Here is a 21,845-nt window from a genome sequence, read left to right as displayed (position 1 = left end):
TTAACGGTTGGAGCGCGGATCAAAAGCATCCTGCAGCCCATCACCGAAAGCGTTAAATGCAAACATGGTGAGCGAGATCATTAGACCGGGAAATAACAGTCTCCACCATTGTCCACTCAGAATGACCCCAAGCGAATCGTTGGCCATCGTCCCCAAGCTAGCGATGGGTGACTGGATACCGAGTCCTAAAAAGCTCAGAAAGGATTCGGAGAAAATAGCCGATGGAATCGTGAAGGTCAGGTTGACGATAATGATTCCAGCCGCGTTGGGCAGCAGGTGCCTGAAAATGATCTTGGCATGGGATGTGCCGAGCTTCTGCGCTGCAAGCACGTATTCCTGTTGTTTCAATTGCAGGATCTGACCTCGGACGACGCGGGCCATCCCAACCCAACCAGTAATGGACAGGGCAATAATCATCGTTAACAATCCCGGTTTCATAACGACAAGAAGTAGGATGATAACCAGCAAATACGGGATACTGTACAAAATTTCAATGATTCGCATCAAAAGGCTGTCGATTCGATCTCCTGTCCGTCCCTGTCCGGCGCAGTAACCGGCGATTCCGCCAATCAGGACGCCAAGCACGAGGTCTATGGCTGCGGCTGTAAAGCCAATCAGCAGGGATATACGAGCTCCTGACCAGGTACGGGCCCACATATCCCGTCCGAGATCATCCGTGCCAAACCAGTGATCAGCGGAGGGTGGCAAATTGGTCTTGAGCAGGGACTGTGAGCTTGGCGAGTAGGGAACCAGTAACGGACCTACCAGAGCCAGCGCAATAATGACAACGAGCAACAACAAACCAAGCAAGGATAATCGATGACGAAAAATACTGTATGTACGTTGCTTCCATAAGGGAAGACCCGGGCTGGATATGCGGTTCGCACTCAATCGGCTTCGATCTGCCGGTGTGAAGCGAGGGTCCGATGTAATGGGGTCTGTAGTTGTAGCTTTCATGCTAATCTCCTTTGCTGGAAAGCTTGATTCTCGGATCGACGATCCGGTACGAAAGGTCGATCAGGAAGAGGGTTACGACCAGAATGACACTGTAAAAGATCGTCGTTCCCATGATGACCGGGTAATCACGGTTGAAGATGCTGTCCACAAAATATTTGCCGATTCCCGGAATGGCAAATATCTTCTCAATTACGAAGGTGCCGGTGATTACGGAGGCGAAGAGCGGCCCGATAAAAGATAATACCGGAATGAGCGCGTTTCGCATTCCGTGCCGGATGACGACTGACCAGGTAGATAATCCTTTGGCTTCTGCTGTTCTTATGTATTCCTGCTGCAGCACATCCAGCATGCTGGTCCGCATGAAGCGAGCGATGACAGCCAGTGGTGTTACCGACAAAGCCAGCGAGGGCAGTATCGTATGCTGCCAGGTTCCCCAGGATGCAACGGGGAAGAGCCTCCATTGGACAGCCGCATATTTAATGAGCAGCGGTGCAAGAATGAAGCTCGGGACGGATATCCCGATGATGGCAATGAACATGGATATGTAGTCCAGCGGCCTTTTGTGGAACAGGGCGGCAACCGTGCCCAGTGCAATGCCTGCAATAAGTGCAATGACAATGGACTGGATGCCAAGAAGGGCGGAGGGCGGAAACCCTCGTGCGATCAATGTGTTGACAGCGGTCGTTTTGGACTGGATGGAGGGTCCTAGGTCCAGCACCAGCAAATTTTTCAAATACAGTGCATACTGGACAGCAAGCGGTTCATCCAGATGGTATCTTGCACGCATATTTTGCAGGACAGCTTCAGGTATCGTTTTGGAATCGTTGGAAAAAGGGTCTCCAGGGATCATGTGCATGATTAGAAAGGTCAGCGTCACAATGATCCAGAGCGTCAAAAGCATGGTGAAAAAGCGTTTAACAATATACATGATGCAAATCTCCTGTTCTGTTTCTCTAAGCACTCTTCCCATTTAATCTACTGCTGTTCAATTAATAATCGCGCAGAAATGCACACATTCGATGTAGAATGCGAGAAACTATTAAAAGCTGATAAGAATACTAGGTATATTAAAGTGGTTTGTATATATTGTCAACATTAGGTAGTCAGGTTTGTTACTTTGGATAACTCTTAGAATATAAAAATGGCTTGCTTTTTCCTGTATAATTGGGGTCGAATGAATTTATTAAATCCCCATAGACCAATGATCCACCGAATCCAATATAGACAATCTGAATAGCTAGAATACAGAATAAAATAATCGAAGAAAAAGGAGCCCTTCCAATGAACCAAGTAACCATGTGTCAATCCAAGCAGGCAGATCAGGAGCACCTTGCTGAGTTGCGAGCTGTGGTTCTATATGATGATTTAAACAGGTTGAAAAGGTACGATGAGGTGAAGGTCCGTGAACGTTTCCGTAATACATTTGACCCTGTCCACACGTGGATTATTGAGGTCGAGGGTGCACTGGTGGGGTGTGTAGCGTTGAAGCCCAAGTCAGAGGAGATGCTACTTGAGCATTTCTATATTCATCCCGATTATCAGGGTCAACAAATAGGAACTCAAGTGCTGAATATGCTGCTGAAACGGGATGAGGTCCGGGGCAAACGTGTTACTTTAAATGTATTGCAGGGCAGTCCGGCTCGGCGTTTGTATGAACGTTTTGGGTTTGTTTTGGACAGTGAAGATGAGGTGGATGTGTTCATGTCCGTTCAAGTGCAGTAATCGTTACGGTCAAAATAGCAGCATCTAACAGACCCATTCATTTAATTCTTGAATGGGTCTATTGAACTTTTCTATTATACTTTCCAGTGACGGTATCCTAATATGGATAATAACCTACTTTTTATATAGGAATTATATAGTATGGAGAATACCAAGATGCCGCATTGGAAGCGAAATCTGTATATTCTGTGGTTTGGCCTATTTTTTAATCATATGGCTTACACCTTGTCTGTTCCGTTCTTTCCGCTGTTTCTGCAAAATGATCTCGGTATTCAGAGCGGATTGGAAGTCTGGTCCGGCATTTCGATCTCGATCAGCTTTCTGATCAGCGGACTATGTGCTCCTTTCTGGGGCTCGCTGGCTGACAGATATGGAAGCAAACTGATGCTGATTCGTTCGGGCGTTGGCCTCGCCATTGCTCATCTGGCTAACTATTTCGTTTATGATCCTTACACGTTTATCGCTGTGCGGATATTTCAAGGACTCATGGCCGGCTTCAATCCTGCATCTATTACGTTGGTCGGCACCAATACACCGGAGAAGCATGTAGGTTATGCGCTTGGTGTCATCTCCACATCCACGGCTGCCGGAGGCATTCTTGGACCGCTTGTGGGTGGAGTACTAAGCCATTGGATCGGGCTGCGAGGATGCTTTATCGCCTCGGGAATCATTACGCTGCTCTCGGCTGTGATGGTGATATGGGTAAAAGAAGCCCGCGGCCCCCGCACTGTGGTTCGCACAAGTATTCTGGGTGATCTGAAAAAAGCTGCCTCCACTCCGGGATTAATGCGGATCTATGGTTTGATTTTACTCGTTTCAACTTCCGTGCTCATTATTGAACCTGTATTGACGCTTTATGTGGTCCAGATTGGTGGAGACGTTAGTAGTGCAACACTTAGTGCAGGAATCGTCTTCTCAGCCATCGGCGTGGCAACGGTAATAATGGGGCCGCGCTGGGGACGGATTGGTGGGAAAATCGGATACGAGAAAACGCTGTTTATCGGCCTGCTGGGCGGCGGCATTGGTAGTTTACTGCAACTGACGGCGTATAACCTCATTTATTTTGGAAGTTTGCGATTTGTCTACGGTCTGTTCTTTGCTGCCGTGTATCCGGCCTTGAATGCGTTAATCATCAAATATGCTGACCGTGATTTCCGGGGAAGGGCTGTCAGTCTGAGTCAGACTGCAAATCAATTCGGTATTGTACTCGGCCCGTTACTCGGCGGTTTTCTGGGCAGATGGACGGGGATTCCTTTTATTTTTCTCCTAACAGGCATTGTCCTTCTGGGAGCAGCCTGGACAGTCCGGTTAAGCGAAAGGAACGAGGCGAATAAACCGGGATTGGGCATGGCAGCAGCAGAAGCAGGCGGAAACAGCATAAAGAAATGATGAAATGATCCTTAGAGAAAAAAAAGGTACTTGGACTGAATTAAATGGTCATCACTACAACATAGGGAGGAATTAATATGTCACAACGACGATTGAGATTGGGAGCAAACTTGAATGGAGTGGGAAATAGCATCTCTTTTTGGCGACACCCGGATATTCCGATCAATGCCAGCGTAAATCTGGATTTCTACAAGAAACAGGCGATTAAGGCGGAGGAAGGGAAATTCGATCTTCTCTTTATTGCCGACGGCCTCTTTATTAACGAGAAATCCAACCCGCATTTCCTGAATCGTTTTGAACCGTTAACCCTGCTCTCCGTTCTCGCAGGAGCAACCTCACACATCGGGCTGGTTGCGACGTTGTCTACCTCATATAGTGAACCATTCACAGTGGCAAGACAATTTGCCTCCCTGGACCATATCAGTGGAGGAAGAGCCGGATGGAACGTTGTCACTTCACCACTGGAAGGCTCGGCTCTGAATTTTGGCAAAGGTGAACATCCGAACCACGCGCTGCGCTACGAAATTGCAGAAGAACATCTGAATGTGGTCAAAGGGCTGTGGGATTCATGGGAGGATGACGCGTTTATCGGGGATAAAGAGAACGGTGTTTTCTTCGACCCATCCAAACTGCATACGCTGAACCACAAGGGAGATCACTTCTCCGTTCAGGGTCCACTCAATGTGGCGCGCTCGGAGCAGGGACATCCGGTCGTTTTCCAGGCAGGTTCTTCCGAATCCGGCAAGGATCTGGCGGCCCGATCGGCCGATGCTGTATACACGGGGCATGAGACGTTAGAGGAAGCTCAGGAGTTCTATTCGGATGTGAAGTCAAGAGCGGTGGCTTATGGTCGTAAGGCAGAAGATATTCTGATCTTCCCTGGCATTGGTCCCATTGTGGGCAGAACGGAGGAAGAAGCCGAGCGCAAGTATCAGGAGATTGCGGAGTTGGTCAGTATTGACCAGGCACTGAACTATTTGGGCCGATACTTCGATCATTATGACTTCGCCCAATTCCCATTGGATGAGCCCTTCCCCGAGATTGGTGATTTGGGAAGTAATAGCTTCCGCAGTACAACAGACAAGATCAAGCAGCAGGCACGAGAACAGGGACTGACCCTCCGCCAAGTGGCATTGCTTGCATCGACGCCTCGCACTTCTTTCATCGGTACACCGGATCAGATCGCTGATCAGATTCAGGAGTGGTTCGAAGGTGAAGCTGCGGACGGTTTCAATATTCGCACAGTTGTGCCGAACGGACTCGCGGACTTCGTGGACCTGGTCGTACCTGTCTTACAAGAGCGAGGCCTGTTCCGTACCGAGTATGAGCATGAGACACTGCGCGGTAATCTGGGGCTTGAGATTCCACGCAATCGATATACATTGGAGACGGTAAAATAAATCAATTATCGCACATCGAACTTGCTTCCAGTTCAGAATGCTTTAAAAGCGATCCAGACAGCCCCTATCATAACGACAATCCCGCATACCCTGCTCAAAAAGTAATCAAAGTCGCTAGGCTCGACATCGTTCGCCCAGAACGAACGAAGTGAGAGGTAGAAAAGGAAGTCTTGAAATTTTTGATAACGGAAGCTGCACCATCCGAAAATCACTGCGGCTAATGCGAGAAACAGATAACCTGGAGCACCACGAGTGTAATGATATTCTGGGTAAGCGGCTGTTACAAGCGTTGCAGGAGAGAATTGTTCTTCCCCCTCTTGAAGTACTCTTTGACTGCCAACGTACAAGAAGACCTCGGAAACGCTATTGCCTTTTGCATCAAAACTTATTAATTGTCCGGAATGATCTTGGACTTCATATTTGTTCCCGTTAGGATATATCAACTTATACGTTGTACTGAACGCAGAATCAATTTTCTTGATGAGATATTGCTGATGATTGATGTAAACAGTCCGTTCCTGATGATCAAGGCGTACTTGAATAGGATCTGCCGTTCCGCTGCGATAAGTCATTAGATTACCTTGTTCACTATCGAATGTGTACTTGTTGTTCTCAACATGGAAAATCGGCTCTGTGAAATAAGGTCTGGACAGGATCGCGATGATTACGGACAGGACCAGAACGCATGAAAAGAAAATGAAGGTGGGGGACTTCATTTTTTTGAGTGACTCTCCCATATAAACGCCATCCTTTCCATTTAGTTCTATAATACGTCATTAAGAAGCACAGGTTGCGATCTCCGTTACTGTCTGAATAACGATCAAATAACTACAACACGAAGAAACCAGCAAGTCGCCCATCATCTGGGGATTTGCTGGTTTCTTTGGTTAAGCTGCTGCAGTTATAGGGTTATACTCTCAGATCAATCTCAAACGTCTTGATTTCATAAGGTTCAAGAGCAAAAGTTATCGGTGTATCATACAGGAGTTCGCCCTCTGGTACTTCCATAAGATTGCATTCTCTCCACGCGTGAATCCGTAGATCGCTTGTCAGTTCAAGCGTATTCATGCTGCCTGAATAATCATGAACGCGTACGATGACACGATTGGAATCCTCCGCCTTCTTAACTGCCGAGATCATGGCTGTGCTCCCGGACAAGGTGAGCATGGATCGACTTGGCTGCTCTGATACCCCTTGTGTATATCGAGCTGGAGCATTCAGAAGCCAGGCCTGCTGCACGGTTCCGCCAACGAGCCAATCTCCCTGATGCGGAAGAAGAGCATAGGTGAAGCTGTGCAGTCCCTGATCGGCATGTGGATCAGGGTGCGTAGCGCTCTTGATCAGGGTCAGCCGCATGACGTTGTCTTTAATGTCATAACCGTACTTGGAATCATTCAGCAAACTGACGCCATAACCTCTATCGGACAGATCAGCCCATTGATGGCCAACAGATTCGAAACGCGCCCAGTCCCAACTTGTGTTCCAGTGCGTGGGCCGTTTAACGTTACCGAACTGAATATCATAGGTGGCTTCAGTGGAGCGGATGCCGACTGGGAAGGCAACCTTCAGCAGTTGCTGCTGTTCATGCCAATCCACCTCAGTGGCGTAATCGATACGTCGATGCCCGGTATATACAGTCATGTTCTGCGTAATCGTAGAGCCAAGGTATTCCCAAGCAAAGCGGATCACGGCCTTAAGCGGACCAGTCTCTACGACTTCAATGCTGGTGCATTTCGTAATCTCTCGCATATCTTCCTGATAGAAGATATCAATATCCCAGGCCTCGTGGGCAAGAGGTTTGTCCTCGAACACCTGAAGCACATTGCCTCTTGCGCCTTTGGCAAGCACCTCACGGTGTGGCTCTTTATCGTAAAGGCGTGTCAACTGCCCATTCTCATTCCACTCGAGCAGATAGAATGGTGTCTCGATTCCATTAGCTGTGTGGATGAATGGAGATTGCTCAGGGATATCGTTTACCGTATTGCTCTGGAAGTGAATTGTGGTATACCCCAGCGAAGGAATATCCTTTACCTCGACGGACCAACGTGCATCCTGGTATTGAGCGTTCAGAATCTCACCGGAATCGCTCAGCCAAGTTCCCATTTCCAATTCGCCTGATGCCGCAGGAATGCTCACGATTTCTGTAACGACCCATGGGGAGGAGTTCCAAATGGTGTACGTACACGGAGATTCTCCGCTGCCAGCAATAGCCATCCGAGCCTGCGTGTCCACGTGATTGCCAATCAGCTCAGCTTCTGCATATTCAATTCTGCTATCCTCATACACCTCTGTGATGGAGGAACCGGGAATGATGTCATGGAACTGGTTGCGCAAAATGATTTTCCAACCCGCAGTCAGAGACTTCGCTTGATACAGATTCCAGTCATTGTGCACAATACTTTGCAATGCATTCAGCCATTCCGCTTCGCGGTAAGCCAGCTCAAGCTTACGGTTCATCCGTTTGTTGTACGCCTGACTGGTATACGTTCCGCGGTGATACTCCAGATACAGTTCGCCATCCCAAGTATGGATGTACGAATCGGTTTTCTCGACCGTCTCCTGCAGCTTTTCAAAATAATCATCTGCGCGTCCTGTCTTGACCTTGGGCAATCCGGGCAGTTGATCCAGCCGACGTCTCATCTCCAGCATTTCGCGGTTAACTCCGCCTCCGCCGTCTCCGTATCCGTACGACAGCAGCAGATCCTGGTTCATCTCCTTATCGCGGTAGGCATCCCAGATGCCCTTGACCGTCTTCGGAATGATTTTTCCGTTATAGGTATAGAACCATGAACCCGGCTCGGACCAAGGCTCGGGTGTAGTAATGAAGTGGGTCAGCACCTCTGAGCCGTCAATTCCGCGCCAGTGGAATGTATCGAATGGCATGCGGTTGTATTGGTTCCAGCTGATTTTGGTCGTCATGAATGTATGAATGCCGGATTTTTTCAGAATTTGCGGCAGAGACCAGCTGTAGCCGAATACATCGGGCAACCATAGATATCGACAGTCCGTCCCGAATTCTTCTTTGAGAAAACGAGTACCGATCAGCAATTGTCGGACCAGGGATTCGCCCGAGGTCAGGTTACAGTCAGCCTCCAGCCACATGCCGCCGCCCGCTTCCCAGCGTCCTTCAGCGACACGCTCCTTGATGGATTCGTACAGTTCCGGGTAGTCCTCTTTCACATATTCGTACAATTGGGGCTGTGTCTGAAGGAAAACATACTCCGGGAACATCTCCATCAGGCGCATGACCGTAGAGAAGGAACGGGCGCATTTCTCGCGCGTATGCTTCAACCGCCACAGCCAAGCAACGTCAATATGAGTATGGCCGATACAAGTGACGGTCACATCAGAGGCTTTGTCCATCGCACTCAATCGGGCGCTCAGGTCATCCCTTGCCTCATGCACAGAGGTATAGAAGACATCGGACTTAGGCTGCGACCAATCAATCAGGCGGAAGGACTGCTGGAGTGCATGAAGCAGCTTTGTGCGTTCAGGTGCATGGGCATCCAGAATGTTGACCGTTTCCAGAATTGCTGACCCTGTAAATACAAGATCATCAACAGCTTCATCCAGCCAACACAGTTCTGCTTGTCTGAACGTATGCGTCTGGTTGCGGGGCTGACCGCCACCTTCCAGACCGGACCATAAGCGGAAGACCAACTCGTTGGTGCTGCCTGCGGCAGAGGCTGGAAAGAACACTTCCTTGTGGTTGGAATCTACGCCTTGAAACGGCTTTCCATCCCAGTAGAACAGTGATTCAAAGCCGGAATTGTTACCACCCCCGGTATCGCCGAAATCAAACAGTCCGACAATCCGTTTATCTTCCCATGAGGCAGGGAACTCGACTTTTGTACGCAGCCACAAATAGAGATCTCGACCGGACCAACTTTCTCCTGTATGCATAGGCTTCCAATGGCTATCGTCTCCCGGCAGGGCAGGGTTAATTTCTTCCCTGCGGTCTTCGCAGGCAAGAAAATGATTTAAAGGCAAACGATCCCGGTAACGCAGCTCGGATAATTCATGAATACGTGCTTGTAGTTTGTTTTCAGTAAGAAACATCGTTAAAAACCCCCAGTTCATTTTATCGGGGAGTGATTCATATATAGAGAGCATCCAAAGCGATTATGTATTACATAACTATTATAGGGGAATGCGCCCATTATAGCGCTTCCATTCGCTTTTGACAAATCAAAATATGGATTACTGATTCTGAGCACTGGTGATTGTCGAATTTAACCAAACGGTGATACACTGAGTTGGAAATTGGTCTGGAGGAGGTGTTCAGGCGCGAATGTCCAGGATACGAACCATGTATAAGAACTACTTGAAGAAAAAAATGTTCAACAAAATCCTACTGTTTTATTCCATGGTTATGGTCCTGTTGTTCATCAGCATCTCGGTGTTGGCCTACCGCTACTATGAACAGCGAGTGGTACAGGAACAAATGGATGCCAGTTTGCAGGAGCTGGATATTGTCAGTATCAACCTGAATCAGCAGTACGAACGGCTGTATAATGCCGTGCAGCAGATTTATACCGACGCCATGATCGGCGATGATCTGAAATATTTTTTGACTCATGAATACGAGGATTTTCTCAATTGGCGTCTGAATCAATATGCTTACAGCTACCGTACAGAGCGAGGGAACTTCGATTATCAATTACGTCTGCTGTTAAAGGATGAGGCCTCGATTGCAAATGTCGTGTTATACAGCACGGATCAGGATTTTTTCTATGTTCTTAATCGGGAGACCCAGCACTTTTACTATCATCCCAAGCTGTCTGCAGGGCATCAGGACTGGTTCCAGCGGCTGAGGAGTGCACCTTGGCAGTACATGGGCAGCGAACCGCTGTTCGAAGGGAAAATGGCTGATGAGCCTACCCCGTACAGCTACGCGAATGTGCTCAAAGACTCCGTGACATTGAAGCAGTATGGTGCAATTATGTTTGAGCTGAATACAGACCGCATCAAAGGGCTTCTTCGAGACAGACCGGGCGGCAAGAACAGTCGGGTCATGCTGATGACCGGGGAAGGTGAGGTGATTTTCGATTCGCAGGGCAAGTATGACAACACCGTCTACCCGTACTGGGGGAAGATGAATTTACCGGAGGATTGGGTGGATCTGGAGGAGCGCTCCAAGGTGCAGCTGCTGAATATCGGGAATACGGGAATGGTCGTGGCTTCTATTATTCCGGAGACGCAAATCAAACAGAGCCTTCAGGCGATTCGTTTCAGCCTCATTGGGATTGTGATTTTGTGCATCATGATTAGCATCGCGGTAACGTTCACCATCATCCGTCGTTATTCCAAAAAAATTCACAGACTCGTGCTTTACATGCGTCGCTGGCAGGAGGGTGATCTGAGTAAACGTATCGATATGGAGGGGGAAGATGAGCTGCAGCAGATTTCGCAGAGATTTAATCATATGTGTGATCGGCTTGAGTCTTACATAGAAACGGTATATGTGTCGGAGATTAAGCAAAAAAATGCGCAGCTTGTGGCTTTACAAGCCCAGATTAATCCACATTTTTTGTACAATACGCTCGAAAGCATCCGCATGAAAGCCATCAGTTTGGGAGCGAGGGATGTTGGGCAGATGATTTATATTCTCGCCACGATGTTCCGTCATTTGATCAAAAAGCAGACCCATGTAACCTTGGCGGAGGAAATAGAGTTGTGCGGCATGTACCTGGCTTTGGTCCAATATCGGTATGAGGACAAGCTGCACGTGGAGACCTATATTGAGAATGCAGCGGCGGGAAGCATGGTCGTCAAGTTGCTGGTCCAGCCGATTATTGAGAATTACATTGTGCATGGTTTTCGTACAAATGATGATGATAACCGGATTTCCATCACAGCCGAAGAAGAGAACGGCGTGATTCACATCCGTGTGAAGGATAACGGAAAGGGGATTTCCGCGGAGAGATTACTTGAACTGCAACATGGGTTGCATAAGGGCGATGAAGCTGCTGAGACATCTGACCGATCTTTGGGTCTTAAGAACGTGCACGACCGCATACGTCTGAATTATGGCAGTGATTATGGTCTGCACCTGAACAGTGCGGAGGGCGAAGGATGTGAGGTGACCATCAGCATTCCAGTTACAAGGGAGGAAACGGGATGAGAAGTGTAATGTTGGTCGATGATGAGCCGCTTATTGTCAAAGGAATGCAAGCGATCATTGATTGGGATCAGAATAACATGCAGATTGCCGGAACGGCATGCAATGGGTTGGAAGCGCTAGCAATGATGGACGAGGTTCCTGTCGATCTGATTATTACGGATATCATGATGCCGCAAATGACCGGACTTGAACTGATCCGGGAGACTAAAGCGCGCAATCCATATACCAAATTCATTATTTTAAGTGGTTACGAAGAATTCAAATATGTGCGGGAGGGCATCTCACTGGGGGTTGAGAACTACCTGCTCAAGCCAGTCAATATGGATGAACTGGAAGCGACTATCAAGCATATGCAGCGGGATTGGGAGCACGAAGAGATGCGCCAGATTCAAATGGATCAGAGCTGGAGGATTCTGCGCAACAATATTTTGCAGCGGTGGGCGAACGAGACCATTGACGCCAAAGAATTCCGTGAGCGTGCGCAGATGCTTGAGATTCCCATGAACAAATCCACATATTGTGCGGCTTCTCTAAGGATTGTAGGAGATGACAAGGGGGATGATCCCCAGATGTATCTGCCGGGAATTGCTGAGCAGTGTGAGCAGATCGGGAACAAAGGCCTCCCGGATGGCTGCGGAATCATCTGTTTTCCTGATCAGGACGGAGACATCATGCTGCTGTTCGTTTCAGCCGGTACGGAAGGTAGTGATGAATGGCAGCTTCAGGCACTCACCAAAATGAAGCAAGCGGTTGCTGAGGACACAGGTGCACGTGTATGGGGGATCATCGGTCAATCCGAGTCGACCTATCTGGGTTTTCCAAAGAGTTGCAAGTCCGTAAAGCTGTGGCTTCAGAATCATTTGTTTATGGATTGTAATACCTTCATCATGCAAGTGGAGAACGAAGAAGCTAGCAATCAGCATCAAGAGAAGCCTGGGCCAGCGATGGAGCAGTTCCACAAGCTGCTGCGGGATGGGGAAGGTACTGAAGTGGATCGATTCATCGACGAATTCTTCATTGTTGAGGGTAAGGAACCCTGCCTCCCGAGAACACCGTTCTTCAATTCTGCGATCCAGCTTATGCTGGCCGCCAAGGAACTAGAGAAAACGCCTGACTACGGGGACATCTTCGGACCCCTGTCCAGAATTCATACGCTCAGCAAACTGAAACAATTGGTCAGAAAGGTTGTTCATCACACGCTGGATACATACCATACTGCCGAGAAAACGTACAGTCCGCATATCATGGCTGTGCTGGAGGTGGTGAAAAATCACTATCAGGATGAGCTTTCACTTAAGACGCTCAGTCAGAGGCTGGAGCTTCATCCGAACTACCTCGGCCAATTGTTCCAGCAAGAGGTCGGTACCACCTTTTCTGATTATGTGAACCAGTACCGAATCGAGCGTGCCACTCATTTGCTGTTATATTCGGACAAAAAGACGGCAGAAATAGCGGGCGAGGTGGGCTATTGGGACTCCACATATTTTTACAGACAGTTTAAGAAATATGCTGGCGTTTCTCCTACGGAGCTGCGCTCGATCTACATGAAAAAATAAGCCGGGGGCTCCGGCTGAATGAAGACACTCCCCATGTGGGGGTGTCTTTTTTGTTATGCAATGAAAGCACGATCTTTAATTAATCCATCAATTTATTGGGTTTTTCAACTATCTCAAAATTGGTAGCGCTTGCATAATGGAGGTAGGAGTGAACGAGGAAATCCAAAGCAACAAAATAGCTTAGGTCCAGTGTTGATTATAGGGGATTAATGCTGGATGCAGCTAAAGCGATAATGAAAGAGATTATAAGGAGGGACAGCCGTGCAGGGTATCTTCAAAAGTCTGATGAAGAACAAGGCGTTTCTTCTGCTGGTACTGCCGGGAGCAGCTTGGTTTATCATTTTTGCCTATTTGCCAATGTTCGGAACGATTATTGCTTTTAAGGACTTCCGGATACATCCGGGCGGATTTCTTGAAAGCGTTCTAAAAAGCGAATGGGTCGGGTTCAAGAACTTTGAGTTTCTGTTCTCCACCAGTGACGCCTATATCATCACACGTAATACGATTCTGTATAACCTGGGGCTGATCTTTCTCGGGTTGGTGCTCGCGGTGACGCTTGCGATCATCATGAACGAACTGTTGAACAAACGGCTGGCGAAGATTTACCAGACCGCGATGTTTATGCCTTATTTCCTGTCTTGGGTTATTATCAGTTATTTCGTCTTCTCGTTTCTGAGTGTGGAAAAGGGTGTGTTCAACCAGATCATTACCTATTTTGGTGGAGATCCGGTTAGTTGGTACAGTGAGACAGGGTATTGGCCGTATTTTCTCATTCTGCTCGGCCTGTGGAAAGGTGCAGGTTATGGCAGTGTAGTATATCTGGCGGCAATCGCAGGTATCGATCGTTCTTATTATGAGGCAGCGATGATCGACGGCGCTACGAAGTGGAAACAGATCAGGTACATAACGCTACCGCTGCTCAGACCGCTAATGATCATCCTGACCATTCTGGCGATCGGCGGGATCTTCCGTTCCGACTTTGGACTGTTCTATCAGGTTCCGCGGGACTCTGGTGCGCTGTATCCCGTCACCAATGTCATCGACACGTTTGTATACCGCGGCTTGACCATTATGGGTGATACAGGAATGAGTACAGCTACAGGATTGTATCAATCGGTTGTCGGTTTGATTCTTGTCCTGCTGGCAAACTATGCTGTGCGTAAAATTGAAAAGGATTATGCCGTATTCTAGGCTGCGGCAAGGGGGTGCTTCCATGAGTAATTTAAGCGAACCGGTAAAGCGGGCATCTGCCCATACAAGGAGAACCGGAAAGAAATCGAAAGATCTGAATGCCATTTCGCCATTATCCAATGTGATTTTTAATATAGCTATCGGTCTGTTTGCCTTATCTTGTATCTTTCCGTTTCTGTTCATTGTTATCATCTCATTTACCGATGAGAAGACGCTGGCGATCAATGGATTTAAGTTATTCCCTGAAGTCTGGACGCTGGATGCCTACCGATTCCTTATGGAATCCGGGCAGCAGATGGCCCAATCGTTTGGGGTTACCTTAACGGTGACGGTTGTCGGAACCGCGCTCACACTGTATTTGGTCACCACGTATGCATATGCCATCTCGCGCAAAAATTTTGCACAGCGTCGGTTTTTCAGCTTTTTGGCCTTCTTCACCATGCTATTTTCCGGCGGTCTCGTTCCCAGTTACATTGTGGTTACGCAGGTGCTGCACTTGCGGGATTCGATCTGGGCGCTGATCCTGCCGTCAATCATGAACGCTTTTTACATTATCGTTATGCGTACATTTTTCACGACCACTGTGCCGGATGCGGTTATTGAGTCGGCCAAAATTGACGGAGCTACTGAATTCGGTATCTATACGCGCATCGTGCTGCCGATTTCGTTGCCGGGCATTGCGACTATTGGATTGTTCAGTACGTTAGGATTCTGGAATGACTGGTTCAATGCGTTGCTCTATATCGACAATGCGAATCTGATTCCACTCCAGACATTGCTGATTCGAATACAGAACAATATGGATTTTGTTGTGCAAAACAGCAGCCGGGTCGTGTCCTACGACATTGCCTCGACACTGCCAACAGAGACCGTCCGCATGGCGATGGTAGTCTTGGCTACACTGCCGGTTGCGCTGGCGTATCCGTTTTTCCAAAAGTATTTTATACAAGGCCTGACCATCGGTTCGGTCAAAGAATAAGTCTGGTTGTGCCTGCCCTCAAAGGGCAGTAACAATAACATTGATAAGGGGGATACACATGAAGAACAAAAAGACCAAAAAAATGGTTCTGCTCATGGTTACTTTACTGCTTACATTTTCTACTGTTCTAGCAGGCTGCGGTGGCAGTAATACCAATGATACAAGCGGGAATGCGGCATCCGGGGGAGAATCCGGCGATAAGGACACGGTGAAGCTCAAGGTATATCTGATTGGTGGTCCACAGCGCGATCTGCCAATGGTACAGGAAGAAATGAACAAATACTTAATGGAGAAAATAAATACAACCGTCGACATCACGATGATTGACTGGGGTGATTATTCCAAACGTATGCCAGTCATTACCGCTTCGGGCGAAAATTATGATATCGCTTTCACTTCTTCCTGGGCTTATGATTATCTGCCAAATGCCACCAGAGGAGCATTCCTGCCAATCAATGATCTGTTGGATAAGTATGGTCAGGGCATTAAAGAGCAACTTGATCCACGGTTCCTTACGGGATCGCAGATCGGTGGCCAAAACTATGCCGTGCCAGTGAACAAAGAGTTGGCTTCGCAATGGGTATGGCGCTTCAACAAGCAGTACGTTGATAAATACAACATGGACATCACCAAGATTCGCACATTAGAAGATCTGGAGCCTTACCTGCAGCAAATTAAGGACAATGAACCAGCCGACATTACTCCGCTGGCTGTTCCGAAGGGCTTTAAGCCTTATCTGGCGTTCGACTTCCTGTTGGGTGACGAATTCCCGGTTGGTATCAACATGAATGGTGACACCGGTAAATACGTTAATGTGTTGGAATCCGAAGAGCTGAAAAGCTCGTTGAAAACCATCCGTAAATACTATCAGGCTGGTTATCTGCGCAAGGATGTAGCGACACTGGAAGGCATCGACAACATCAAAACAGGCAAATGGTTTGTTGACCGTGAACAGACACAGCCGTACGCCGAACTGGGATGGTCCAGAAGTGCGGGCTATGATATCGTGACTACACCGATGCAGGATCCGGTTATTTTTACTGGTTCGGCAACAGGCGCTATGCATGCAATCTCGGCGAACTCCAAGAACCCTGAACGGGCTATGATGTTCCTGAACTTGCTGAATACCGATCCATATCTGCGTAACCTGATCAACTACGGCATTGAAGGAACACATTACAAAAAGATTTCGGATAATGTCATTGAGGATCTGCCAGCGATAAAGGACGGATTCCAGATGCCTGGCTTTGCCCTGGGTAACTTGTTCCTGACCTACATGCACAAGGAAGATCCAGCAGATAAGTGGGAAGCGTTCAAGGAATTCAACAATTCCGCGAAAGTTGCTCCGAGCTTTGGCTTCAACTTCAATCCTGACCCGGTGAAGACGGAAGTGGCTTCCATCTCCGCCATCGTGAAGGAATTCTACCCATCCATCATGACGGGAGCTGTTGACCCGGATGAGCATCTGCCGAAAGCGATCGAGAAGTTGAAAGCGGCAGGTCTGGATAAAGTGATTGCAGAAGCACAAAAGCAATACGACGAATGGAAAGCTGCAAATCCAAAATAAGCCTGAATGATAAAGTAGACATGGAAACGTCTGTCCGGTTTGACGGGCGTTTCTTTTTTTACCCTGAGTGGATTGCCAAAATTGGATTGGAGGATATGGCATGAAAAAGCTTGGTGCGAGTCTCCTATTTGTAATATTGGTATGCGCTGTTCTTTCCTCAGCGGCCTTGGCGAAGCAACCTTATTCATCCTATTGGCTGCCTGAACAATTGCTTAACTGGAATCCAGCTTCCGACCCGGATGCGGCCTTCAACCGGAGCACCATTCCGCTCCAGAGCCGATTCACAGGCGAGGCAGTTAACCCGAACGCAACGAAAGATCCCAAAGTAATGGCCTTGTCTGCGCTGAATCAGGGAACCAGTGGCGTTCCATCGCAGGGATCGGATACATTCTCTGCAAATACGTTCTCTTACTGGCAGTATGTCGACAAGCTCGTATATTGGGGTGGCTCGGCGGGAGAAGGCATTATTGTGCCACCAAGCGCCGATACGATTGATGCGGCACACCGGAACGGAGTGCCAATCATGGGCACAGTGTTCTTCCCGCCATCGGTATACGGTGGCAAATATGAGTGGGTGAAGCAAATGCTTCAGCAGAACAGCGACGGCTCCTTCCCCGCCGCGGATAAATTAATTGAGGTAGCAGAGTACTACGGTTTTGACGGCTGGTTTATCAACCAGGAGACTGAAGGTGGAACAGCCACTGACGCACAGTTAATGAAGACATTCCTCCGTTATCTTCAGGATCATAAGCCTGCGGGTATGGAGATCATCTGGTATGATTCCATGACGAAGGAAGGCAATATTTCATGGCAAAATGCGCTGACGGACCGGAATGCAATGTTCCTTCAGGATAACGGGAACAAGGTATCAGACAGCATGTTCCTGAATTTCTGGTGGAATGATCTTGGCAGTTCTGCGGCCAAAGCCAAAAGTCTGGGCAGATCACCATTTGAACTGTTCGCAGGTATCGATGTGGAAGCTAAAGGATTCGATACCAGTCTGAAATGGAATTTGCTGTTTCCTGAAGGGAAATCGGCTGTGACTTCCCTCGGCATTTATCGGCCGGATTGGTCGTACAACAGCGCGGACAGCATGACCGATTTCTTTGCCCGTGAAAATAAGTTCTGGGTAGGGCAGAACGGCAACCCGGCCAATACGTCGACAAGCCAGGCCTGGAAAGGGATTGCGAACAATGTGGTTGAATCATCGCCGGTGGACCAGCTGCCCTTCACGACCAATTTCAACACGGGCAGTGGCGAGAAATTCTATGTTGATGGCACACAAGTGCGGGAGACTGGATGGAATAATCGCAGTTTGCAGGACGTACTTCCGACATGGCGCTGGTTAGCAGAAAGTAAAGGCACGGCGCTGAAACCTTCTCTCGATTGGTCGGATGCCTATTATGGTGGCAGTTCCCTGAAGGTAGCCGGTGCATTAAGTCCAACGAATGCAACCCATCTGAAGCTGTATAAAACAGATCTCAAGATCGAGTCGGGTACTGAGCTATCAATTACGTACAAGACGCAGAGCAAGCCGGGCATGAAGGTTGGCCTCGCTTTTGCAGACCAGCCGGACCAGTTCGTCTTTCTGGATGTGAAGAACGAGAAGGCAACCGACTGGGCGACGGACACGATCAATCTGACGCCTTACCAAGGAAAGCAGATTGCGGCATTGTCTTTGTATTTTGACAGTACGGAAACCGTATCGGATTATAACATCCATATTGGGCAGCTATCTATCCACAAGAACAAGAACAGTAATCCATCGAACCCTCTTGAGGCCGTTCAAGCATTGAATGTCACCCAATCCGATTTCCGCGGCGGTATTTACGGTGATGCAAGGTTGCAATGGAACGCGTTGAACGAGGAAGTTCAACAATATGAGATTTACCGTGTACTGCCCGACGGCAAAGAGACTTGGGTGGGTGCGACCGCCAATAACGTGTTCTATGTGCCTGAGATGAAGAGAATCAACGCGGAACAGGCGACTATACTGAAAGTCGTGGCAGTGAATGCAAAATATGAGCGCGGCCAGGCTGCCAGCGTGACCATTCAGTGGCCAGCGTATCCGAAGCCGGAAGCAAAGTTCAAGGCGGATACAACGCTGATCACACCGGGTCAGCAGGTGCATTTCACTGATCTCTCTTCCGAGGTGACGGAAGGCTGGTTGTGGACTTTCAAGAATGGCAGTCCGTCTGTCAGCACGGAGCAAAATCCAGTGGTAACGTATGACAAGGAAGGCACGTACAATGTGACGCTTACAGCTACCAACAGCTCGGGGCAGGATACGGTAACAAAGCAAGCTTTGATCACCGTAAGTAAGGCTGCTTCCGGGATAAAAAATGTCGCACTTGGCAAAACGACCACTGCCGACCATGCTTGCGGACCTGCTGAAGGTGCGGGAAAGGCAATTGACGGCAAGGTGACGGGCAATAGCAAGTGGTGCGCACTGGGGAATCAGGCGCATTGGCTGCAAGTTGATCTTGGCAAAGAACATCAGATCAGTGGTTTTGTCATCAAACATGCGGAGAGTGGTGGGGAGTGGTCTGGTTTTAATACGAGCGACTATTCGATCCAGGTCAGTGCTGATGGCTTGAATTGGTCAGATGTAGTTCATGTACAGGGGAATACCGCAGCCGAAACCTCGGATGCAATTGCACTGGTCAAGGCTCGTTATGTGAAGCTGAATGTGCTGAAACCTACGCAGGGCGGCGATACGGCAGCCCGAATCTATGAGTTTGAGGTTCATGGGCTGCAGCCGTAGTTGGCGGTTGAGAAGTGACAAGTGTAGCTGTGAAATTAGCAAAAAAGGAACCATGCGGCCAATCCGGTTTCAATAACGGCCGGCTATCCCTGAAGTAGCTGGTCGTCTAACGGGTGTACCGCATTGTATCAGACTACGACTGAATAAGATTGAATTTGAGGCTCACAGATCATTGGATCTTGTGAGCCTTTTTACGATTATGCTGGATTCGCTTACAAAGGTTTTAAAATCGTTGTTTTAGATAAAAAATCGGTTTTGCAATCAAAGACAATGCGAATGAAAAGTCTTATATTGTAGTTAAAAAGATAAGAAAGGAGTGAAGGTGATGAAGAATAGAAAGATCATGTTTGCTCGTCCGCTGCAAGTGGAAACGGTAGAAGAGGATTTTATCTTGCCAGCTCTAGGGGAGAAGGAAGTATTGGTAAAATTGATCTATTCCCTCATCAGTCCGGGAACGGAGCTGGCCATGTTATCGGGAAAAGAAGAGTGGGCCAAGCTTCCCGTATGTCCGGGGTATGCAAGTGTAAGTGAAGTGATCGAGGTGGGACAGGGGGTACACCATGTTCAGCCTGGGGACGCTGTGTTCCATTATGGTCAACATGCTGAATATCAAGTGGTATCCACAGATCATGTTTTCATCAAGGTACCTGAGCACTTGGATTTGAAGTGGGTTCCCTTCACCCGTATGGCAACCGTGGCATTCACCTCCGTTCGTGTATCCAATATTGAACTTGGGGACGTTGTTGGCGTGACGGGGCTTGGATTGGTAGGGAATTTGGCGGCTCAATTGGCACGCCTTCAAGGTGCAACTGTGATTGGCGTGGACCTGTCACCAGAACGAATTCGAACTGCCCAGACATGTGGGGTTGACTATACGCTCCATGGCGGAGAAGATAAAGTAAAAGAAAAGATACATGTCCTAACGAATGGAGCAGGTGTATCCACTCATATTGAGGCGACGGGTGTACCCAGTGTAGGTGTTCAAAGTCTGGAGTGGATCGGGAAGCTGGGAGAGATTATTTTCCTGGGCAGTCCACGAGGCGAATATAACACGGATGTCACCGATATATTGAACTACTGCCACCTGTATGGACGAGGCTGCATTACGTTTAAGGGGGCACATGAATGGCGCTTCCCGGTTGAGCCGAACGAATTCGTTAAGCATTCCCTGGTGAGAAATTCGAACATTGTATTTCAACTGATGTTAAAGAACAAGCTGCATATCGAACCATTGATCAGTCATGTGATGAAGCCGGATCAAGCGCAAGAAGCATACGAGGGACTGAGAATGAATAAAGACCAGTATAACGGTGTACTGTTTGACTGGTCCTAGGAGGAGATTGGGATGATTAGAGGGTTAACAAGAGCAGGCTTAGGGAACATCGAGTCCAATGAACAATATATTACAAACGCTGCAACATACGGATTTCAGTCTGTAGATTTGAATCCGCTCTCATTGATTGAAGAGGTTGGCAAGGAACAGGCTATACATCTGTTGGAGAGCAATCAGGTGATCATCGGTTCATCCGATCTGACCGTAGACTGGAGAACCACAGATGAACAGTTTCGTGATGGTCTTCAATCGCTGGTTCAAATGGCAGAAGCCTCTGCTGCATTGAACTGTTACAGCTGTTGTACCTATATTTTACCTTCCACAGATCAGCCAGCAGCATCATTTATGGCGGCAGCTACCAAACGATTGAGATTGTGTGCAGATATTCTGGACGCATATGGAATAAGGCTAGGCCTGGAGTTTGTGGGTTGCCATCATCTGCGTACTCAATGGAAGAATCCATTTATTTGGAGTGTGGAGGATACGCTTGACTGGATCGAAACAATTCATGCTCCCAATGTAGGTTTATTGGTGGATTCCTATCATTGGCATACGAATGGATTAAAGATTGAAGAGGTGTTGGATCTTAAGAAGGAACAGATTGTCCATGTTCATATCAATGATGCTTATGATCTGCCCATTGAAGAATTGCTGGATCATGAGCGTTTATACCCTGGCGAGGGAGTAATCGATCTGCAGGGGTTCTTGAAGAACCTGAAGACCATTGGATACACTGGCGTTGTATCTCAAGAGGTGCTTGCACCAACACCAACCCTCGATTCAAGTGAATTGTTTGCCAAGTCCAAAGCAGGCTTCGATAAAGTGTTTGCGAAAATATAAACCGGATCAGTGAGAAGGCAGTG

15 protein-coding genes are annotated in these 21,845 nt (G+C 48.2%); 11 read left to right on the top strand and 4 right to left on the bottom strand.

Going from position 1 to position 21,845, the window contains the following annotated elements:
- Together AC4PM4_RS14150 and AC4PM4_RS14145 are read right to left on the bottom strand one after the other, a co-directional pair.
- On the bottom strand, positions 1 to 957 hold the full coding sequence (locus AC4PM4_RS14150; protein WP_063565300.1) for an ABC transporter permease: 957 nt from the start codon (positions 955 to 957) through the stop codon (positions 1 to 3).
- Position 958: 1 nt separating this feature from the next.
- Complete coding sequence (locus AC4PM4_RS14145) at positions 959 to 1,885, bottom strand: ABC transporter permease (protein ID WP_491613883.1); 927 nt, start codon at positions 1,883 to 1,885, stop codon at positions 959 to 961.
- Between the two features lie 353 nt (positions 1,886 to 2,238).
- Here AC4PM4_RS14145 and AC4PM4_RS14140 point away from each other — a divergent pair, with 353 nt between their 5' ends.
- The 3 genes from AC4PM4_RS14140 (at position 2,239) to AC4PM4_RS14130 (ending at position 5,468) form a co-directional block, all read left to right on the top strand.
- A complete protein-coding gene (locus tag AC4PM4_RS14140; RefSeq protein WP_491613882.1) occupies positions 2,239 to 2,679 on the top strand; it encodes a GNAT family N-acetyltransferase in 441 nt (146 codons plus the stop codon).
- A 141-nt stretch (positions 2,680 to 2,820) separates the two neighbouring features.
- A complete protein-coding gene (locus AC4PM4_RS14135; protein WP_491613881.1) occupies positions 2,821 to 4,068 on the top strand; it encodes an MFS transporter in 1,248 nt (415 codons plus the stop codon).
- Between the two features lie 77 nt (positions 4,069 to 4,145).
- Complete coding sequence (locus AC4PM4_RS14130) at positions 4,146 to 5,468, top strand: LLM class flavin-dependent oxidoreductase (RefSeq protein WP_491613880.1); 1,323 nt, start codon at positions 4,146 to 4,148, stop codon at positions 5,466 to 5,468.
- Positions 5,469 to 5,500: 32 nt separating this feature from the next.
- Here AC4PM4_RS14130 and AC4PM4_RS14125 read toward each other — a convergent pair whose 3' ends face one another.
- On the bottom strand, positions 5,501 to 6,184 hold the full coding sequence (locus tag AC4PM4_RS14125; RefSeq protein WP_491613879.1) for a DUF6199 family natural product biosynthesis protein: 684 nt from the start codon (positions 6,182 to 6,184) through the stop codon (positions 5,501 to 5,503).
- A gap of 193 nt (positions 6,185 to 6,377) precedes the next feature.
- Positions 6,378 to 9,527 carry an alpha-mannosidase gene (locus AC4PM4_RS14120; protein WP_491613878.1) on the bottom strand — a complete coding sequence of 1,050 codons (3,150 nt, stop codon included), beginning with the start codon at positions 9,525 to 9,527 and terminating at the stop codon, positions 6,378 to 6,380.
- Positions 9,528 to 9,777: 250 nt separating this feature from the next.
- Between AC4PM4_RS14120 and AC4PM4_RS14115 the strand changes: the two genes are divergently transcribed.
- The 8 genes from AC4PM4_RS14115 to AC4PM4_RS14080 all read left to right on the top strand — a co-directional run bounded on the left by AC4PM4_RS14115 (position 9,778) and on the right by AC4PM4_RS14080 (position 21,822).
- Positions 9,778 to 11,592, top strand: a complete 1,815-nt coding sequence (locus AC4PM4_RS14115; protein ID WP_491613877.1) for a cache domain-containing sensor histidine kinase — start codon at positions 9,778 to 9,780, stop codon at positions 11,590 to 11,592.
- Complete coding sequence (locus tag AC4PM4_RS14110; RefSeq protein WP_488731540.1) at positions 11,589 to 13,148, top strand: response regulator transcription factor; 1,560 nt, start codon at positions 11,589 to 11,591, stop codon at positions 13,146 to 13,148. The genes AC4PM4_RS14115 and AC4PM4_RS14110 overlap by 4 nt, the downstream gene beginning before the upstream one ends.
- Before the next feature lie 285 nt (positions 13,149 to 13,433).
- Positions 13,434 to 14,339, top strand: a complete 906-nt coding sequence (locus AC4PM4_RS14105) for an ABC transporter permease (protein ID WP_205524889.1) — start codon at positions 13,434 to 13,436, stop codon at positions 14,337 to 14,339.
- A 22-nt stretch (positions 14,340 to 14,361) separates the two neighbouring features.
- On the top strand, positions 14,362 to 15,318 hold the full coding sequence (locus AC4PM4_RS14100; protein WP_090996711.1) for a carbohydrate ABC transporter permease: 957 nt from the start codon (positions 14,362 to 14,364) through the stop codon (positions 15,316 to 15,318).
- A 58-nt stretch (positions 15,319 to 15,376) separates the two neighbouring features.
- Positions 15,377 to 16,885 carry an ABC transporter substrate-binding protein gene (locus AC4PM4_RS14095; RefSeq protein WP_491613876.1) on the top strand — a complete coding sequence of 503 codons (1,509 nt, stop codon included), beginning with the start codon at positions 15,377 to 15,379 and terminating at the stop codon, positions 16,883 to 16,885.
- 100 nt (positions 16,886 to 16,985) lie between these two features.
- Positions 16,986 to 19,649, top strand: a complete 2,664-nt coding sequence (locus AC4PM4_RS14090) for an endo-beta-N-acetylglucosaminidase (protein WP_491613875.1) — start codon at positions 16,986 to 16,988, stop codon at positions 19,647 to 19,649.
- A gap of 325 nt (positions 19,650 to 19,974) precedes the next feature.
- Entirely contained in the window at positions 19,975 to 20,982 is a 1,008-nt protein-coding gene (locus AC4PM4_RS14085; RefSeq protein ID WP_491613874.1) for a zinc-dependent alcohol dehydrogenase, read from the top strand.
- Positions 20,983 to 20,994: 12 nt separating this feature from the next.
- Positions 20,995 to 21,822 (top strand): sugar phosphate isomerase/epimerase family protein, encoded by an 828-nt coding sequence (locus AC4PM4_RS14080; RefSeq protein WP_491613873.1) that lies wholly within the window; start codon positions 20,995 to 20,997, stop codon positions 21,820 to 21,822.
- Positions 21,823 to 21,845 lie beyond the last annotated feature (23 nt).

It is taken from the genome of Paenibacillus sp. MDV22-iso6 (genome assembly GCF_058408365.1).
This window is presented reverse-complemented; position numbering and strand designations above follow the sequence as displayed.

Bases quoted from the DNA above. Each gene is read 5' to 3' on its own strand.
- AC4PM4_RS14110 (WP_488731540.1), top strand. From the start codon at position 11,589: ATGAGAAGTGTAATGTTGGTCGATGATGAGCCGCTTATTGTCAAAGGA.
- AC4PM4_RS14090 (WP_491613875.1), top strand. From the start codon at position 16,986: ATGAAAAAGCTTGGTGCGAGTCTCCTATTTGTAATATTGGTATGCGCT.
- AC4PM4_RS14115 (WP_491613877.1), top strand. From the start codon at position 9,778: ATGTATAAGAACTACTTGAAGAAAAAAATGTTCAACAAAATCCTACTG.
- AC4PM4_RS14080 (WP_491613873.1), top strand. From the start codon at position 20,995: ATGATTAGAGGGTTAACAAGAGCAGGCTTAGGGAACATCGAGTCCAAT.
- AC4PM4_RS14105 (WP_205524889.1), top strand. From the start codon at position 13,434: ATGAAGAACAAGGCGTTTCTTCTGCTGGTACTGCCGGGAGCAGCTTGG.
- AC4PM4_RS14095 (WP_491613876.1), top strand. From the start codon at position 15,377: ATGAAGAACAAAAAGACCAAAAAAATGGTTCTGCTCATGGTTACTTTA.
- AC4PM4_RS14125 (WP_491613879.1), bottom strand. From the start codon at position 6,184: ATGAAGTCCCCCACCTTCATTTTCTTTTCATGCGTTCTGGTCCTGTCC.
- AC4PM4_RS14100 (WP_090996711.1), top strand. From the start codon at position 14,362: ATGAGTAATTTAAGCGAACCGGTAAAGCGGGCATCTGCCCATACAAGG.
- AC4PM4_RS14145 (WP_491613883.1), bottom strand. From the start codon at position 1,885: ATGTATATTGTTAAACGCTTTTTCACCATGCTTTTGACGCTCTGGATC.
- AC4PM4_RS14150 (WP_063565300.1), bottom strand. From the start codon at position 957: ATGAAAGCTACAACTACAGACCCCATTACATCGGACCCTCGCTTCACA.
- AC4PM4_RS14140 (WP_491613882.1), top strand. From the start codon at position 2,239: ATGAACCAAGTAACCATGTGTCAATCCAAGCAGGCAGATCAGGAGCAC.
- AC4PM4_RS14130 (WP_491613880.1), top strand. From the start codon at position 4,146: ATGTCACAACGACGATTGAGATTGGGAGCAAACTTGAATGGAGTGGGA.
- AC4PM4_RS14120 (WP_491613878.1), bottom strand. From the start codon at position 9,527: ATGTTTCTTACTGAAAACAAACTACAAGCACGTATTCATGAATTATCC.
- AC4PM4_RS14135 (WP_491613881.1), top strand. From the start codon at position 2,821: ATGGAGAATACCAAGATGCCGCATTGGAAGCGAAATCTGTATATTCTG.
- AC4PM4_RS14085 (WP_491613874.1), top strand. From the start codon at position 19,975: ATGAAGAATAGAAAGATCATGTTTGCTCGTCCGCTGCAAGTGGAAACG.